14 protein-coding genes are annotated in these 17,246 nt (G+C 60.6%); 4 read left to right on the top strand and 10 right to left on the bottom strand.

The window, feature by feature from the left end; translation table 11 throughout:
* Positions 1–1,086, top strand: a complete 1,086-nt coding sequence (locus BM116_RS11985; protein WP_407920315.1) for a polyamine ABC transporter substrate-binding protein — start codon at positions 1–3, stop codon at positions 1,084–1,086.
* A 63-nt stretch (positions 1,087–1,149) separates the two neighbouring features.
* Here BM116_RS11985 and BM116_RS11980 read toward each other — a convergent pair whose 3' ends face one another.
* The 5 genes from BM116_RS11980 to BM116_RS11960 all read right to left on the bottom strand — a co-directional run bounded on the left by BM116_RS11980 (position 1,150) and on the right by BM116_RS11960 (position 4,359).
* Positions 1,150–1,731 carry an NnrU family protein gene (locus tag BM116_RS11980; protein ID WP_083724976.1) on the bottom strand — a complete coding sequence of 194 codons (582 nt, stop codon included), beginning with the start codon at positions 1,729–1,731 and terminating at the stop codon, positions 1,150–1,152.
* Positions 1,732–1,791: 60 nt separating this feature from the next.
* Positions 1,792–2,478, bottom strand: coding sequence for an META domain-containing protein (locus tag BM116_RS11975; RefSeq protein WP_083724978.1), 687 nt, complete (start codon positions 2,476–2,478; stop codon positions 1,792–1,794).
* A gap of 42 nt (positions 2,479–2,520) precedes the next feature.
* A complete protein-coding gene (locus BM116_RS11970; protein ID WP_083724980.1) occupies positions 2,521–3,345 on the bottom strand; it encodes a PhzF family phenazine biosynthesis protein in 825 nt (274 codons plus the stop codon).
* Positions 3,346–3,444: 99 nt separating this feature from the next.
* The gene (locus BM116_RS11965) at positions 3,445–3,987 is read right to left on the bottom strand and encodes a DUF924 family protein (RefSeq protein WP_083724982.1); all 543 of its coding nucleotides are present in this window, start codon (positions 3,985–3,987) and stop codon (positions 3,445–3,447) included.
* 111 nt (positions 3,988–4,098) lie between these two features.
* Entirely contained in the window at positions 4,099–4,359 is a 261-nt protein-coding gene (locus BM116_RS11960) for a VOC family protein (RefSeq protein ID WP_083724984.1), read from the bottom strand.
* A gap of 271 nt (positions 4,360–4,630) precedes the next feature.
* On the opposite strand from BM116_RS11960, the gene BM116_RS11955 reads away from it, so the two are divergent.
* Entirely contained in the window at positions 4,631–5,983 is a 1,353-nt protein-coding gene (locus tag BM116_RS11955) for a KamA family radical SAM protein (RefSeq protein ID WP_083724986.1), read from the top strand.
* 137 nt (positions 5,984–6,120) lie between these two features.
* Positions 6,121–6,519: a YkgJ family cysteine cluster protein gene (locus BM116_RS11950; protein WP_083724988.1), complete on the top strand. Its 399-nt coding sequence runs from the start codon at positions 6,121–6,123 to the stop codon at positions 6,517–6,519.
* 56 nt (positions 6,520–6,575) lie between these two features.
* On the opposite strand, the gene BM116_RS11945 is transcribed toward BM116_RS11950, so the two are convergent.
* The 5 genes from BM116_RS11945 to thiI all read right to left on the bottom strand — a co-directional run bounded on the left by BM116_RS11945 (position 6,576) and on the right by thiI (position 15,412).
* On the bottom strand, positions 6,576–7,490 hold the full coding sequence (locus BM116_RS11945) for an alpha/beta hydrolase family protein (RefSeq protein WP_083724990.1): 915 nt from the start codon (positions 7,488–7,490) through the stop codon (positions 6,576–6,578).
* A 277-nt stretch (positions 7,491–7,767) separates the two neighbouring features.
* A complete protein-coding gene (locus BM116_RS11940) occupies positions 7,768–8,826 on the bottom strand; it encodes an HD domain-containing phosphohydrolase (RefSeq protein ID WP_083724992.1) in 1,059 nt (352 codons plus the stop codon).
* Positions 8,816–11,686 (bottom strand): sensor histidine kinase, encoded by a 2,871-nt coding sequence (locus BM116_RS11935; RefSeq protein ID WP_083725074.1) that lies wholly within the window; start codon positions 11,684–11,686, stop codon positions 8,816–8,818. Before BM116_RS11935 ends, BM116_RS11940 begins: the two co-directional genes overlap by 11 nt.
* Before the next feature lie 176 nt (positions 11,687–11,862).
* Positions 11,863–13,674: a translational GTPase TypA gene (gene typA, locus BM116_RS11930; RefSeq protein WP_083724994.1), complete on the bottom strand. Its 1,812-nt coding sequence runs from the start codon at positions 13,672–13,674 to the stop codon at positions 11,863–11,865.
* A 283-nt stretch (positions 13,675–13,957) separates the two neighbouring features.
* Positions 13,958–15,412 (bottom strand): tRNA uracil 4-sulfurtransferase ThiI, encoded by a 1,455-nt coding sequence (gene thiI / locus BM116_RS11925; RefSeq protein WP_083725076.1) that lies wholly within the window; start codon positions 15,410–15,412, stop codon positions 13,958–13,960.
* A 313-nt stretch (positions 15,413–15,725) separates the two neighbouring features.
* On the opposite strand from thiI, the gene glnA reads away from it, so the two are divergent.
* The gene (glnA, locus tag BM116_RS11920; protein ID WP_083724996.1) at positions 15,726–17,129 is read left to right on the top strand and encodes a glutamate--ammonia ligase; all 1,404 of its coding nucleotides are present in this window, start codon (positions 15,726–15,728) and stop codon (positions 17,127–17,129) included.
* The last annotated feature ends 117 nt before the right edge of the window (positions 17,130–17,246 follow it).

The raw sequence follows: 17,246 nt of genomic DNA, 5'->3' as shown, positions 1-17,246 counted from the left end.
CTGGCAAGCAAATTGGGGCTGATCGCCCCGCTGGCCGCACTGTCGTTCAGTGCGTTGGCCGCCGACCAGGTGAAGATCTACAACTGGTTTGACTACACCCCGCAGGCCACGCTGGACGGCTTTCAGGCCGAAACCGGCATCGCGCCAACACTGGACACCTTCGACTCCAACGAGGTACTGGAAGCCAAGCTGCTGTCAGGCCAGTCCGGCTATGACGTGGTCGTGCCCAGCGACAGCTTCCTCGCCAAACAGCGTCAGGCCGGTGCCTTTCAGCCGCTGGACAAGAGCCTGCTGCCGAACCTCGGCAACCTCAATCAAGAGCTGATGACAGTGCTCGAAGGCAGCGACCCGGGCAACCAGTACGCCGTGCCCTACATGTGGGGCACCAACGGTATCGGCTACAACCCGGAGAAAGTCCGCGCCGTTTTGGGTGACGATGCCCCGGTCGACTCCTGGGCGCTGGTCTTTGATCCGGCGAACATGGAGAAACTGGCCGAGTGCGGCGTCGCCTTCCTCGACTCGCCTTCGGAAATCCTGCCGGGCGCACTGCACTACCTGGGTCTGGACCCGAACAGCACCAAGAGCGAAGACTACGACGCAGCCGTCGCCATGATGAGCAAAATCCAGCCCTACGTGCGCTACTTCAACTCCTCGCGCTTCCTCAACGATCTGGCCAACGGCGAGATCTGCGTAGCGGTCGCCTGGTCCGGCAGCATCCTGCAGGCTGATGCGCGCGCGCAGGAAGCCAACAACGGCGTGCACGTCGAGTATCGCATTCCGAAGGAAGGTGCGCAGGTCTGGTTCGACCTGATGGCCATCCCGAAAGACGCCCCGAACCCGGCAGCCGCCCACGCCTTTATCAACTACCTGCTCAAGCCAGAGGTGGTTGCCGAGATCAGCAATCTGGTGGGCTACGCCAACCCGAACGCTGCGGCGACTGAACTGGTCAACGAAAGCCTGCGCAACAACCCCGGCGCCTATCCACCAGCAGAGGTGCAGGCCCGCCTGTTCACCCTCAAACCGCTGCCCATGGCCGCCGAGCGCGTGCGCACCCGTGCCTGGAACAAGATCAAGACCGGGCAGTAAGACCAGTCTGAGTTGAGCCAATAAAAGACCCGCAGCGATGCGGGTTTTTAACACCTGCCAAGATCACACACCCATCGGTTTCACCCCGATCCAGGCGCCATGCAGGTAGAACGCAAAGGCCGCCCAGGCCACCAGACCGACCACGACCACCACCGCATCCATCACCGGCTTACCCTTGCCGTAGCTCACACCGGCGGCGCGGTCGCGCTTGCGGGAAACCACAAACAACGCGGTCGCCCAGGCGAGGAAGCCGCCAAACAGCAACAGGTCGGCCAGCGAGCCGTTGGCAATCAGGTGCGCCAGTGCCCAGAACTTCACACCCAGCAGCATCGGGTGACCAACACGCGCCTTGATGCAGGAACCGGGAATATAGGTGGCGACAATCAGGATGAATGCCGGAATGGTCAGCAGCGCGGCCAGATGGCGCGTCCAGACCGGCGAGATCCACAGCCAGGTCGGGCTCATGCGGGCCTGGCCGTAACCGTAGATGATCAACACAAAGCCGACAATCGACACCAGCGCATACATGCCCTTCCAGGCCAGCGGCCCTTTGGCTGCGATGAACGAGGCGCGTTTGTCAGCGGCGAACAGGCGTGCGGAATGCATGCCCAAAAAAAGTATCAGGCCCAGAATCAGCAGCAGCATCACGGAACTCCGTTGTTATGGTTATGGTGCGCCGCTCTACTTTGGAGCGGCGTTGCCATCTTACTCCAGCCGTGCTTTCAGAGAAGCGCCCTCTTCGCCCTCCAGTACCAGTGCGCCGGTTTCATCAAGGCGGAAACGGCTGGCCTGCTCCAGGCTTTGCACAAAGCGCGTCTCCTGCTGGTTCAACGAGGGGGCACATGCCTTACGGGTCGTCGCGACCTGCGTGACCGTCAGGTTGCGCCCTTGCACCTCGTAGGCACCGACATAGTTGTTGCAACTGGCGCGGCCAGACACGCGGCCGTCGTTACCAAAGTTGAGCGTCACTCGCGAGCGGTCAATGATGCCACCGCCGTTGATGTCTTCAACCACCCACTCGCCTGCCTGTAGCACCAGCGCGCCCGCCGGCTCACACTCGGGGAAGGTGTCGCCCTTGATGGTTAGCATGCCCTTGTCGCCCTTGTTCCAGAAACTGGTGCTGCTATCGCCCGGCACCTCATAACGAGCACCCGAGGCACTGACAACCTGCTCCATCAGGTACTGGCCATGCACACCCTCAATCAGCGCCTGCTCACCGCTGAGCGTCACTCGCACCGGAGTACCGCCGCACTGCAGAATCATCACCCCGCGGGTTGGCAAGGTGTCAGCACCAGGCGGCGGCGGAGCCTCATCTTTCCCGGACAGGCCGGCACAGCCGACCAGCAGGCTACTCAGCAATGCCGTTGCCATCAGGCCTTGGCGTTGAGTCATCTTCTATCTCCTTGATGGGGTAAACATCGACCAAGCATAGCCTCAGGCAACGCTCACGGCACCCTCCAATCCCTCAGGCAGGTGCACCAGGCCTTCGAGATAGAGCACTGCATGGCCGCTGATCTGTACCCGATCATCGCCCACCTCGCAGTACAAATGACCACCGCGCGCCGATGCCTGATAGGCGTGCAGCGTGCGCCGCCCCAGCCGTTCAGCCCAAAGCGGCGCCAGGCCGGCGTGGATGGAGCCGGTCACCATATCCTCCAGCCCGCCATTGGCCGGCCAGAAATAACGCGAGACAAAATCCACTTCGCGTCCGGGCGCAGTGGCAACCACATCCCGAGGCGCCAGGCGCGCCAGCCGTTGTGGATCAGCCTGCAATGTGTGCACCGCGTCCTCGTCGGGGTAGAGCGCAAACCAGGCCTGATCACTGACCAGTACCTGCTCGGGTGACAGCGACAGCCCGGCCAGCAGCTCCGGCGGGGCCTGGGTGACGGCAACCGGAGGCAGCAGCGGCGCAGACATGTGGATCAGGCCACTCTCACCGCGCGTCAGCTGCAAATCACCCACGGCAGCGGCACTGAAGGTCAATGCCTGGCAGGCCGGGTCACGACTGAACAGCACATGCGCGCTGGCAAGGGTGGCGTGGCCACAAAAGTCGATCTCGGCCAACGGCGAGAACCAGCGAATGGCGAAGTGGCCTGGCTGCTGCTCAACCAGAAAAGCGGTTTCCGACACGTTATTTTCGGCGGCAATGGCTTGCAACACCGCGTCATCCAGCCAGTGCGGCAGTGGCATCACCGCCGCGTAGTTGCCACCAAACAAGCGGTCGGTAAAGGCATCAACCTGATAGAGGGCTAATTTCATCGCGCAGCTCCAGCAGCAAAAGGTTCAGCCTACTTCAGTCAGTCGCCAGCGCAGCAGCACAGCCGCGACTGCAAGCAGAAGTACAGTTGAGCGCGAATATCAGAAGCCACGCCCTTCATTACGCAGAAAAGCCGACTCCTCGGCGGTAGTCGGGCGCAGCAGCACTTCGTTGCGATGCGGATAACGGCCGAAGCGCTTGAGTATCTCCAGATGCTGACGCTCGGAACGCAGGTTGTCCTCCAGCCCAGGTGCGCTGAACAGCATCATGGCCTGCTCGTGAATGACCATGGACTCGCTGTGCATGAACGGCATGTACATGAAGGCGCGCATTTTCAATGGCAGCGCCTGATCGGCACCGCCGGCCACCGCCTCCTGCGCCAGCACCAGAGCCATACCGTCGCTGGCGAATGAGCGCGCGGTGCCACGCCAGATATTGCGTGAGAACTGGTCCAGCACAATGATCTCGGCCAACCGGCCCAGCGCCGTACCACGCCAGTTGATCAGCTCACCACGCTCGGCACGCGCATGCAGCGGCCCAAAGCGCTCACGAATAAAGCGGTCAAGACCCGGGTCGGCGCGCCACCACTGCACCGGCTGCAACTCACCAAACCAGAATGCGATTACTTCATCGACCGGTGTCACTCAACGCCTCCACTCCTGTTGCTGCCTTACCTATTACCTATGCTCGGTCTGAACAGTACCGCGCGGATCGGTTCCCGAGATCTGGCGGCTAACCAGACCAGCCGGTGAGGATCAGCGCTGGCCGGGATCGTTCAGATGGCCGCGACAAACCGCAGCCAGCTTGTTACCGACCGAGGCCGCTCTGCCATCAAAGGGTTCGCAAAACCAGAGCGCCAGCTCCTTGGCGCCCTTGTCCTGGTAATACCCCCAGCCGTGCCAGTCATCCTCGCCTGGCGTCTGCACCCTGCTTATCCCCAGCGCGGCCATGACCGCGTCGTAGAAAACGGTTGCCCGCGGCAGATCGTTGGTACCCAGGGTGATATAGGAAAACATGCGGCCTCCAGGAGAGGAATCAGCCAGCCGCCAGCATACTCCAGGGGCTGCGCCCTGTTCACTTTTTAGACATCAATCTAAATCTTGGTTATTATGCGCGCCTGCTGAGTTATCAGCCCATCACATTGCCGACCAGAATAATCATCTTATCGGTGCTTTTATGCATTAACTCCAGAAGTTAATCGCTTTTTTACCGCAGACACGCTGCGAATCATGGCCCGCCCACTGACGCGCCAGAATACTTTCGACAATAAATATGTGAATAGCCTCTATGTCAAAATCCAATATCATCGCCATTGCTTCGCCACCCGCGTCCGAGTTTGATGCCGACGCCGTACGCCACCAGCGCTTCAAGGTCTACACCGCCAAGCAGCTGGACCAGATTCCGCAGCTACAACAGCTCAGCGCCGAGCGGCGCTTCGAGATGCAGGTGGTTGCCAGCGTGCTGCCCTTTAGGGTCAACCAGTACGTCATCGACGAACTGATCAACTGGCAGCAGGTACCGGCCGACCCGATCTTTCAGCTCACCTTTCCGCAGCGCGGCATGCTCAAGCCGGAGCATTACGATCGCGTCGCCGAGGCCATGCGCAATGAACTGCCGGCAGCCGAGCTCAAAGCCCTGATCAGCGATATTCGCGGCGAACTCAACCCGCACCCGGCCGGCCAGTTGGAGCACAACATTCCGATGTTGGACGGCGAAGTCGTCGAAGGTCTGCAGCACAAATACCGCGAAACCGTGCTGTTTTTCCCCAGCTCCGGTCAGGTCTGCCACAGCTACTGCACCTTCTGTTTTCGCTGGGCACAATTTGTCGGCGACAAGGACCTGAAGATCGCCGCGCGTGAATCCAACCAGCTGCAGGACTACCTGCGCGCCCATCCGGAAGTCACCGACGTGCTGGTCACCGGCGGCGACCCGCTGGTGATGAAAACCCGCAACCTGCGGGCCTACCTGGAGCCGCTGCTGAGCGAGGAGTTTGACCATATCCGCACCATTCGCATCGGCTCCAAGGCACTGACCTTCTGGCCCCAACGCGTGGTGACCGATGATGACGCAGAGGACCTGCTCGCCCTGTTCCGCGAGATTCAGGCCGCCGGTAAACACCTGGCGCTGATGGCCCACTACAACCACTGGCAGGAGCTGGAGCCGGCCATCGCCCGCGAAGCCATTCGCCGCATCCGCGACACCGGCGCGCAGATCCGCGCTCAAGGCCCGCTGCTGGCCCACATCAATGACGATGCCAAGGTCTGGGCACGCCTGTGGCAGACCCAGGTGGAGCTAGGCATCATCCCGTATTACATGTTCGTCGAGCGTGACACCGGCGCCCGCCACTACTTCGAGGTACCGCTGGTCAAGGCCTGGCAGATCTATCGCGATGCGATGCAGCAGGTCTCGGGTATCGCCCGCACCGCGCGCGGCCCCTCCATGAGTTCGCACCCGGGCAAGGTAGAAATTCAGGGCGTCACCGAGATCAACGGCGAGAAGGTCATTGCCCTGCGCATGATTCAGGGTCGCAACCCCGACTGGGTGCAGCGCCCCTTCTTTGCCAAATACAACGAAGACGCCACCTGGCTCAATCACCTTGAGCCTGCCTTTGGTGAGGAACGCTTCTTCTTCGACGACTGAGGGCAACATTGATCAATTCCACCTGCCCTCTGCCCGGCTTGTTGAGTTGATCAGCGCGCCCTGACGCGATACGCCCGGTGGTTCAGCATGCCACCGGGCTCTTTTATACTGCACGCCTCACCCCCTGAGATCCGTGCATGAAGCCCCAACTGATCCCCACCGCAGACGTTGATCGTCTCGATACCTGGCAAAAATACCGCAAGGGGCTGTGCGACAGCTGTCGCGCCACCTGCTGCACCCTGCCGGTAGAAGTTCGCCTGGACGACCTGATCCGCCTGGAGCTGGTGGATGAGTTTGAGCGTGGCGAGCCGCTCAAACACATTGCCAAACGCCTGCAAAAAGCCGGCGTAGTTGAGCGCTTCCACCACAAGAGCGGCGTCTTTACCCTCAGCCGCCTGGCCAACAACGACTGCCTCTATCTGGATACCCGCAGCCGCCGCTGTACGGTCTATCAGAAACGGCCTGCCACCTGCCGCAACCACCCCCAAATTGGCCCGCGTCCAGGTTACTGCGCCTATCAGGGGCAGCCGGCCTGAAATGCAAAACGCCGCCCCAAGGGCGGCGCTTGCGATGCAGCTTTTACCTCAGCTGATTAGTACGGGCAGTTACCGCGATAGTCGGAAATCTGCGAGTCGGACGTGTGGTTCGGACCGCACAGGAACTGCTTGTAACGCGCATCTTCATCCAGGTGCAGCTTCATCCACGACACCCCGAAGCGGCTCAGCACGTCGTTGTAGATGCTGCCGCCGTTACCGCAATAGTGGCTGCCGTTGTTGATCTCGACAAAGGCCTTGTCGATGCTGGACGGCAGCGCGTTATAGAAGGGGGATGCGTGCTGATAGACCGGCGCGATCACATCCGACTCACAAGCAAAGATCAGTGTCGGCGCCTGCGAGCGGCCTGCGTAGTAGCTGGTGGTATCCCACGGCGCCAGCGGAATGGCTGCCTTGATGCGACCCTCGCGGGCGACGCGCAGCGTACCGCCACCACCCATGGACCAGCCGATTACACCCAGACGATCGGTGTCGATCATGCCGCGTACCGGGCTAGAGCTGCTGGTGTTCTGGCCAACCAGATAATCCAGAGCATTGTTGATCTGGCGTCCACGGCTGGCCGGCTGGTCAAAACCGGTGTTGGTGTCGATGGTCATCACCACAAAACCGTAGGACGCCAGTTTGGGACCCCACCAGTCGATCGACGACTCGGCAGAAACAAAGCCCGGGATCACGACAATCGCCGCCATGGTGCCGGTGGTGCCTGCCGGATAGTGAATGGTGCCGCCGCCAAAGCCGCTGACCAGGCTGGATACGCGACTGGTACGCACGCTGTACTGGCCGCGGTCGGCTTCTAGGAAGCTGACGGACGGATCCGGACCGCGCTGATAGGCGGAACCACCGCCAGAATCACCCGGATCGGTCGGTGCCGGGTTGTTGGCCAGGGCAGACATCGAGAACAGCAGCGCGCCAGCGCCCCAGAGGGCAAGAACGCTTTTCTTGTTAAATGGCATGAGGTGTTGCCTCCATGAATCGTGCGTGGTTTTTGTTGTTGGTACATCACGATCCGGCCTGCGCCGTCTCGGACCTCGGGTTGCCTGAGCGCTACTCTAGCGCCACTCCCGCCCAACACCAGCACCCATTCAGGTGACTCTCGGGCAAATCCACCCTTTCGGGCGATGGCCACTCCGGCGGCGGCCAACTAGCATTCTGTCTGCAGAAAACGAATCCCGTTGCCCGCCGCCGGACCTCAGGTTGCCACCCCCGTCCCGCTGCCGACCTCAAGCCCCGTCAGGGGTCGCGCAACGAATCCCTGATGCGCTCAATTTCATCAAACAGCCCGGCCATGATCTCCACCCCCTTGGGGTCAAAGTGCTTGCCGGACTGTTCAAGAATGAATGCCTGCGTTTTTTCTGCGCTCCAGCCCTGCTTGTAGGGGCGAGAACTGCGCAGGGCGTCATAGACGTCACACAGGGCGACAATACGCGCAGAGATGGGAATTTCCTCCCCCTTGAGTCCGGCAGGATATCCGCTGCCATCCCACTTTTCGTGGTGATTGAGAGCGATCTCTGCCGCCAGCTTCAGCAGCGAGGAATGTCCACGGTCAGCCAAAATGGCGTGTCCGATACGCGCATGCTGCGTCATGATGTCGAATTCTTCTGGCGTCAACTTGCCCGGTTTGAGCAGAATGTGGTCCGGGATCCCGATCTTGCCGACATCGTGCATGGGTGCCGCCAGCCGTAGCAGCTCGACCCAGGTTTCCGGCGCACCAATTTGCCGGGCCATCAGCGCTGCGGTCTCGCCGATGCGCATGATGTGATTGCCGGTCTCGTTATCCTTATAGACAGCTGCCCGCGCCAGCGCCCGGATCACCGCCTGATAGCTGTCGCGTAGCCGAGCGGTACGCTCCTGCACTCGCTCCTCCAGCGCCGCCCGCTCCTGCTCAAGCTGGCGGTGGGCATAACTCAGTTGCAGGCAATTGCGCACCCGCAACAGCACCTCCGGCAGATCAACCGGCTTGGTCAGATGGTCGTTCCCGCCCAGTTCAAGACCGCGGCGGCGACTGGCGGCGTCGCCAAGCGCGGTGACCAGAATCACTTGCTGAGCCGTACGATCGCGCGCACTCAGCGCCTGCAGAATCGCGAAACCGTCCGGCGCTGGCATGTCCAGATCCAGCAACAACAGATCCCAGGGGTTTTGCTGCAGCCACTCGAGGCCGAGCGCCGACTCACTGAAGCTATGCACCTGCCCCAGCCCCATAGTCCGCAGACTTGATTCAAGCAGTCTCAGATTGGCCTGCACATCATCGATCACCACCACCCTGGCCTGCCGAAAAACCTCATTGGGCATCGCCCGTCTCCCCCTTCGTCAACAGCGCACTCACCAGCGCGTCGAGCTCATCGCTGTCCACCGGCTTGCGCACCAGGCCCTGACACTCGCTCATCAACTGGGTTACCAGTTCCGAGCCGAGCGCATCGGCCAACAGCAGCACCGGTGGTACAGGGGCCGGCAGCTGCTGCCGCAGGCGCCTGAGCATCGGCAATGTCGAGGCATCCAGTGCCGCGCTGTCAATCAGCAGCAGCGCGGGAACAGGCTGCCCACCAGCATGATCAAGCAGGGTCACCGCATTGCCGACCTGCAGCTGCGCTCGCTCCGACAGCGCCTGACGTATCTGCTCAATCAACTGCGAATCCGAACTGAGGCAATAAATGAGCGGCCTGTGGCTTGAGGGCAGCGGTTGCACCGAACTGAGCGGCAGCTCCACCCAGAATCGACTGCCCCTGCCCGGCTCACTGTCCACGCCAATCTCTCCGCCCATGGCACGGGTATATTCCCGACAGATAGACAACCCGATTCCGGTACCCTGAATGGCCGTATTCTCTCGACCCAGGCGCTGGAACGGCTCAAACAGCAGCGCCTGATCCTCGGGCTTGATGCCCATGCCGGTGTCTTCGACTACCAGCCGGAGGCGGCTACCGAGCACCTCACAGTAGAGCCGCACCGCCCCGCCGGTACTGTTGTACTTCTTGGCATTCGATAGCAGATTGATCATCACCTGCCGCAGCCGCCGCGGATCAGCCATCACGGTCAACCCTTCAGGTGCAGGCGTTACCTCGAAGGACAGCCCCTGCTCACTGATCGCAAGCCGGACCATCTCGGCGCTTTCACTCATGATCTGCCCCACATCGGTGGGCACCAGCTCGACTCTTCGCGCGTCCACCTGGATCGTCGACCAATCGAGAATGTCGCTGAGCAAGGTGTTGAGGTGCCGGCTGGCGAGCAGGATTTCTTCGACATGCTCCGAGGGCTGGCCCTTCTCCTGACTATCCAGTTCCATCAGCTGGGCAAAACCGAGAATCGCATTCAATGGCGTGCGCAGCTCGTGGCTCATGCTGGAGATAAAGCGGGCCTTTGCCAGGTTGGCTGCTTCTGCTTCGTGGGTAGCCGAGCGCAAGTCACTTTCGATGTGCTTGAGGTCGTCAATATCAACGTGGGTGCCGGCAACCAGCACGATCTGGCCGGTATCCGGATCACGCTCCAGTATCCGTCCGCGGCTCAGCAGCCAGTGATACAGCCCCTGCTCGTCGGCAAAGCGTAACTCGGCGGCGTAGTGGCCACCGCTGCGCAAGGCTAGCTGCTCGGCGTCCCGCACGCGGGCACGATCATCCGGATGGATACGCAGCTGGAACTGCTCGAATGGGATCAACCCCCGGGGCAAGCCGAAACGCTCGCAGAAGCGTCCGCGCAACTCGATCAGGTTTTCATTAACATGCCACTCCCAGATGCTCTCGGTGGTGCTGTCGAGTACCAGCTCAATACGCTGCTGGGCGTTACGATAGTGCTGTTGGCCCTGCTCCAGTTGCAGGCCTATCTCATGGGTATGCTGCGCCATGCCGTCCAGCTCGGCGATCTCCGAACGCACTGGAGCAGGCCGCCAGCGTTCGGCGCCAATATCGGTCATCATCCGCGAGATACCGTCGATCGGCGCCAGCAGCCGGGCTGTCAAGCCCCGAGCCCGCACCCACAGAAAGGCAAAGAAGACAATGTAGAAGGCCACCAGCCCCGCGATCAGCCACATACCGACTCGGCGATACTCTTCGGCCAACGAGTTGGTCTGGGCGAACAGAGTCTCCTCGTCAACCACCGTCAGCAGCCGCCAGCCAGTCTGCTCAACCCGTTCCCAGCCGACCAGCAGTGCCCGGTCGTTCAGCTTTAACTGCTCAACACCCTGATCACGGGCTTGCAGCACCTCGGCCAGCCCGGCAGTTTCCGCGCGTTGCGCCAGGTTGAAGTCAGCCGGCTTGAAAATCTCGCGGCGAATTGCCTCCTGGTAGGTGTGACTGGTCAGCTCCTGGAGGCCAAAATCCTGCTCTGCCTTCGGTGGCATGGCCATGATATTCATGTCCGAACTGATCAGCATGGCATAGCCATCCCAAGGCACCGGCAGACTATTGATCTCACTCAGGATACCGTCGACGGTTACGTCAATACCCACCACACCCTCGAGAAAATCCTCACGATAGACCGGTGCAATGGCCGACATCATCCAGCCCTGCCCGGCCGGATCGAGATAAACGTCGGTCCATACCACGCCGCGACTGGGATTATGTTCGGCATCGGCCAGATAGTAGAAATTGTAATCCGGGATGACCATATCATGCGGATACTGCTCCGCCGTATGGAACCAGGGGTAGATATGATTGAGGCTGTCCCAGCTGTTGAAGTAGACGCTGGCAATCAGCGGGTTGCTGCGCTGCAGTTCGCGCATGACCGGGTCCAGCGCCGTTAGCCGGCGAACCTTGTCCAGGTCCTGCCGCTCTGGCGCTGTTGCGCCCGAGTAGAAAACCGCAGCGCCGCCGGCATCCCGCGGACTGAACATCACGCCGCTGTCGGTGCGGTCGATCTCGACATCAGGTAACGTCATGGGATTTGCCAGCGCCTCGGCTACCAGATTGCGATAACCATCGGTCAGCGCAGCCAACTGCTCAAGACGACCGTGGATGACACGCGTCTCAAGCTGCGCGGCGCTGCGCAACTCGGTCAGCGCCGCCTGGCGCAGGTAGGAAGTCTGCTCGTCACGAATGGCCGCGTTGCTGAACAGATAGATGGCAATCAGGGCCGCTTCAACCAGCACCAGCGGAATCAGCGCACTGCGAACAAACGCGCGCCAGATCCAGCGCTGCAGCCCAACCCGATTAGTTTCAGCCATCATCCGCCCCCACGGCAGTACGTTACGCACAACTTGACATCAATATGATATCACTCTGATTTTTTTATTTTGCCTTTATAAGCTGGCCATTGGTCGGGCATTGCGCCAACCCCGACCTTTGGACGCAAAAAAACCCGCGCCGGAATCCGGAGCGGGTTTCTTGACCAGCGGCTGCCTTAGTTCTTGCTGGCGCGCTTGCGGTCGGTCTCGCTCAGCAGCTTTTTGCGCAGACGAATTGACTTGGGCGTTACTTCAACCAGCTCATCGTCATCGATGAACTCCAGCGCCTGCTCCAGGGTGAACTTGACCGGCGGTACCAGCTGGATGGTTTCATCCTTGCCGGAAGCACGCATGTTGTCGAGCTTCTTGCCCTTGGTCGGGTTGATGACCAGATCGTTGTCACGGCTGTGGATACCGGCCAGCTGGCCTTCGTAGATATCCTGACCCGGCTCCAGGAACAGCTTGCCGCGATCCTGCAGGGTTTCCAGCGAGTAGGTCAGTGCCTTACCCGTCGCCATGGAGACCAGTACGCCATTCTGACGATGCGCAACATCACCCTGCTTGACCGGGCCGTAGTGGCTGAAAGTACTGGTGATGATGCCGGTACCAGAGGTCATGGTCAGGAAGCTGTTACGGAAGCCGATCAGGCCACGGGCCGGTACAACGTACTCCAGACGCAGACGACCCTTGCCATCCGGAACCATGTTGCCCAGGTCACCCTTACGCAGCCCCATTTGCTCCATGATCGGACCCTGGTGCTGCTCTTCGATGTCGATGGTGACGTTCTCGTACGGCTCCTGCTTCTCGCCGTCGATTTCCTTGATCACTACCTCAGGACGGGAAATACCCAGCTCGAAGCCTTCGCGACGCATGGTTTCGATCAGTACCGACAGGTGCAGCTCACCACGACCGGAGACCTTGAACTTGTCAGCGCTGTCGCCTTCTTCAACGCGCAGGGCTACGTTGTGCAGCAGTTCCTTCTCCAGACGCTCTTTGATGTTGCGACTGGTGACGAACTTGCCTTCTTTACCGGCGAACGGCGAATCGTTGACCTGGAAGGTCATGCTTACGGTCGGCTCGTCGACGGTCAGCGCCGGCATGGCTTCAACGTTCTGCTGGTCGCACAGGGTGTCGGAGATGAACAGCGGATCAAAACCGCTGATGCAGACGATGTCGCCGGCTTGTGCTTCTTCCACTTCAACGCGCTGCAGACCGTGGTGACCCATGATCTTCAGAATACGGCCATTGCGCTTCTTGCCGCTGGCATCGATGGAGGTGACCGGGGTATTGGTCTTGACCTTGCCGCGACGGATGCGGCCGATGCCGATGACACCCAGGAAGCTGTTGTAGTCCAGCGCAGAGATTTGCATCTGGAACGGGCCGTCGAGGTCAACGTCCGGGGACGGAACGCGGTCAACGATAGTCTGGAACAGCGGGGTCAGATCGTCCTGCATGTCTTCCGGGTCCATACCGGCGATGCCGTTGATCGCGGAGGCGTAAACGAACGGGAAGTCCAGCTGCTCGTCAGTCGCACCCAGGCTGTCGAACAGGTCGAATACCTGATCGATAACCCAATCAGGGCGCGCGCCCGGACGGTCAATCTTGTTCACCACAACGATCGGACGCAGACCGGCCTGGAAGGCCTTCTGGGTTACGAAGCGGGTTTGCGGCATCGGGCCGTCTACCGCGTCGACCAGCAGCAGTACCGAGTCAACCATGGACATAACGCGCTCAACCTCGCCACCGAAGTCGGCGTGGCCGGGGGTGTCTACGATGTTGATGTTGTAGCCGTTCCATTTGATGGCGGTGTTCTTCGCCAGAATGGTAATGCCGCGCTCCTTCTCCTGGTCGTTGGAATCCATGATCCGCTCGGAATCCAGCTCCTTGCGATCCAGGGTACCGGACTGACGCAGCAGGGCATCAACCAGCGTGGTCTTACCGTGGTCAACGTGGGCGATGATGGCGATATTGCGGAGATTCTCGATCACTGTGAGTGTCCTGAGTGGCGCGGCGCAAGCCGGCATACTGAAAAAAAGAGGGGGGCATTATACAGAGACGGGGGTTACAGTGTGTGTTTTTTGTTCAAGCGCGCAAGCGAGCTTCAAGCCGCAAGCCTCCAGCTGCAAGTAAAACCCGCTCTTTCCCGACCGTGCGGGCTTCTTGCAGCGGCGCCGCCAGCACGAACCTGAAAGTCCTTTACAGCCCCGCCGCGCAGCACACCCTGTTTTGCTTGTAGCGTGAGGCTTGTAGTTCAAGCGCCCGCGCGGGGCGCTAGCGCTTCACCCTCAACACCCGCACATTCCCATACCCCTCATCGAGCAGATACTGCGCGTGCAGCTGGCTCATCACGCCTTTCTCGCAGTACAGCAGGTAGGCGCGGGAGGGGTCCAGGTCGGGGAAGCGGCTGTTGAGGGTGTAGAAGGGCACCGGTTGCACCTCGATGCCGTCAAGCTGCAGCGGGCGCGCCTCCTGTTCGTCGGGGTGGCGGATGTCCAGCACGATCTGGCCGGTCAGCGCCTGCTCGACGATCTCTACCGGCGAGCCTTCCTCCATCATTTCGCCCAGCTCGCTGCATTCGGAGTAAGCAGCGTTCTCCACCGCCTGCGACAAGACCTCAAAGTTGAAACTGCCCTCGGCAGCTTCAACCCGCGGCACCGTGGTACGGATGGCCGGCCCGACAGAGATTACTCCGCAGTATTCCGGCATGCTGCTGGAAAACTCCAACGTGCCGATACGGCGCGCAATGTCGATGATATCCAGCTTGCTGGTGGTGATCAGCGGGCGCACCACAAAGCGCTCGGCGACCTGATCAATCACACTGAGGTTGGGCAGGGTCTGGCTGGCCACCTGGGCAATCGCCTCACCGGTGACCAGCGCATCGATGCCTAGACGGTAGGCCACCCGGTCCGCCGCGCGCAGCATCATGCGCTTGAGCACCACCCCCATCTGGCTGTTCTCGACGTTCTGCAGGATCTCGGCCACCACCCCCTCAAAGGGCACGCTGACGAAGCGCAGACGGTGGCTGGTGGCATAACGCTCCCACAGATAATGCGCAACCTGACGCACACCCAGCTCATGTGCACGGCCACCGAGGTTGAAGAACACAAAGTGCGGCAGCAAGCCGCGCTGCAGCATCTGATAGCTGGCCACGGTGGAGTCAAAGCCGCCCGAGAGCAGGCTGAGTACCGGCTCCATGGTCCCCAACGGGAAACCACCCATGCCCTCGTGACGGGCCTGAATCAGATAGATTTTCTGGTCACGAATTTCAACGTGAACCTCAACCTCCGGCTGCTTCAGCGAAACGCCAGCGGCGCCGCAGCGGCGGTTCAGCGCACTGCCTACCTTGATCGCCACGTCCTGCGAGGAGAACGGGTGCGTGCCCACACGCTTGCAGCGCACGGCGAAGGTCTTGCCCTGCACCTGATCCCCCAGGTTGGCTACGCACAGCTCGACCAACTCGTCTACCGTACCCAGCGGGTACTCCTGCACGGCGAAAAAGTGCGCGATGCCGGGCGTGTTGCGCAGGCGCTCGATACACTGCTGTTGCAGCGCCGGATCGCTCCCGAGATTGACTTCCAGGCTGTCCCAGTTGCCATTGACCCGCGCCTGCGGGTCAATGGCGGCAAGCACCTTCTTCAGGTTGCCCTTGAGTTGGGCAACAAAGCGCTTACGAACCTGACGGCTCTTGATGGTGATTTCGGGGAAGAATTTGATGATCAGTTTCATGGGGGGTGGCATATCGTGCGCAAAGCGCTGCATTATACCCGCAGCCGGCGCACGGCGCTTGGGTAACTAAATCGGGCACAACGGCACCAATTTAGTGCAGTAGCGGCACGCGCCGCACCAACACAGTGCTCTTAATTGGTGCGCAGCCGCAGAATCCGAAGCAAAAGGCCCTGATTGCGGGGGCTACAGGCCATGCTCCGAAATGGCACACCTTTTGCTCACTTGTAATGCAACCGAGCAGCGGCCCGCCCGCTGGACGTTATATAAGGCGCCAGACCGGCTGTCTGGCAAACGATTCCTTTTGGAGGAAACCATGTCGAAAGCGATGCAACTGATCAACGAGCATGACGTGAAGTGGGTAGACCTGCGCTTCACCGACACCAAGGGCAAACAACAGCACGTCACCATGCCGGCCCGCGACGTTAACGAAGACTTCTTCGAAGACGGCAAGATGTTCGACGGCTCCTCGATTGCCGGCTGGAAAGGCATCGAAGCGTCCGACATGATCCTCATGCCCGATGACAGCACTGCCGTTCTGGACCCCTTCACTGAAGAGCCGACCCTGATCATCGTGTGCGACATCATCGAGCCTTCCACCATGCAGGGCTACGAGCGCGACCCGCGCGGCATCGCCAAGCGCGCTGAAGAGTACCTGAAGTCCACCGGTATCGGTGACACCGTATTCGTTGGCCCGGAGCCGGAATTCTTCGTATTCGACGAAGTGAAATTCAAGTCCGACATCTCCGGCTCCATGTTCAAGATCTTCTCCGAGCAGGCTTCCTGGAACACTGACGGCGACTTCGAGACTGGCAACAAAGGCCACCGTCCGGGCGTCAAAGGCGGTTACTTCCCGGTTCCGCCGGTCGATCACGACCACGAAATCCGTACTGCCATGTGTAACGCCATGGAAGAAATGGGCCTGACCATCGAAGTTCACCACCACGAAGTGGCAACTGCTGGCCAGAACGAAATCGGCGTGCTGTTCAACACCCTGGTGAAGAAAGCCGACGAAGTGCAAACCCTGAAGTACTGCGTACACAACGTTGCTGACGCGTTCGGCAAGACCGCTACCTTCATGCCGAAGCCGCTGTACGGCGACAACGGTTCCGGTATGCACGTTCACATGTCCATCGCCAAAGACGGCAACAACACCTTTGCTGGCGAAGGCTACTCCGGCCTGTCCGACACCGCTCTGTACTTCATCGGCGGTATCATCAAGCACGGTAAGGCACTGAACGCGTTCACCAACCCGTCTACCAACTCTTACAAGCGTCTGGTTCCGGGCTTCGAAGCACCGGTCATGCTGGCCTACTCCGCCCGCAACCGCTCTGCCTCGATCCGTATCCCGTACGTTTCCAGCCCGAAAGCACGCCGCATCGAAGCTCGCTTCCCTGACCCGGCTGCCAACCCCTACCTGTGCTTCGCAGCACTGCTGATGGCGGGCCTGGACGGTATCCAGAACAAGATCCACCCTGGCGATGCAGCCGACAAGAACCTGTACGATCTGCCGCCGGAAGAGTCCGCACAGATCCCGCAGGTGTGCGGCAGCCTGAAGGAAGCACTGGAGTCTCTGGACGCCGGTCGTGAGTTCCTGACCAAGGGCGACGTGTTCACCAACGAATTCATCGACGCTTACATCGAGCTCAAGAGCGCCGAAGAAATCAAGGTTCGCACCTTCGTTCACCCGCTGGAATACGACCTGTACTACAGCGTCTGATCCTGCTGCGGTTGCAACACGCAAAAAGGGCGCCCACTCGGGCGCCCTTTTTTTACGCCTGTCGCCAGCCATTCACCGACAGTTGCCAGTATCGGCATACGGTGCCAGCATGAGAGT

This window comes from Halopseudomonas pachastrellae, from assembly GCF_900114765.1.
Lineage (GTDB): Bacteria > Pseudomonadota > Gammaproteobacteria > Pseudomonadales > Pseudomonadaceae > Halopseudomonas > Halopseudomonas pachastrellae.
The sequence above is the reverse complement of the archived record's forward strand: the minus strand, read 5'-3'. Positions and strand labels throughout refer to the sequence as shown.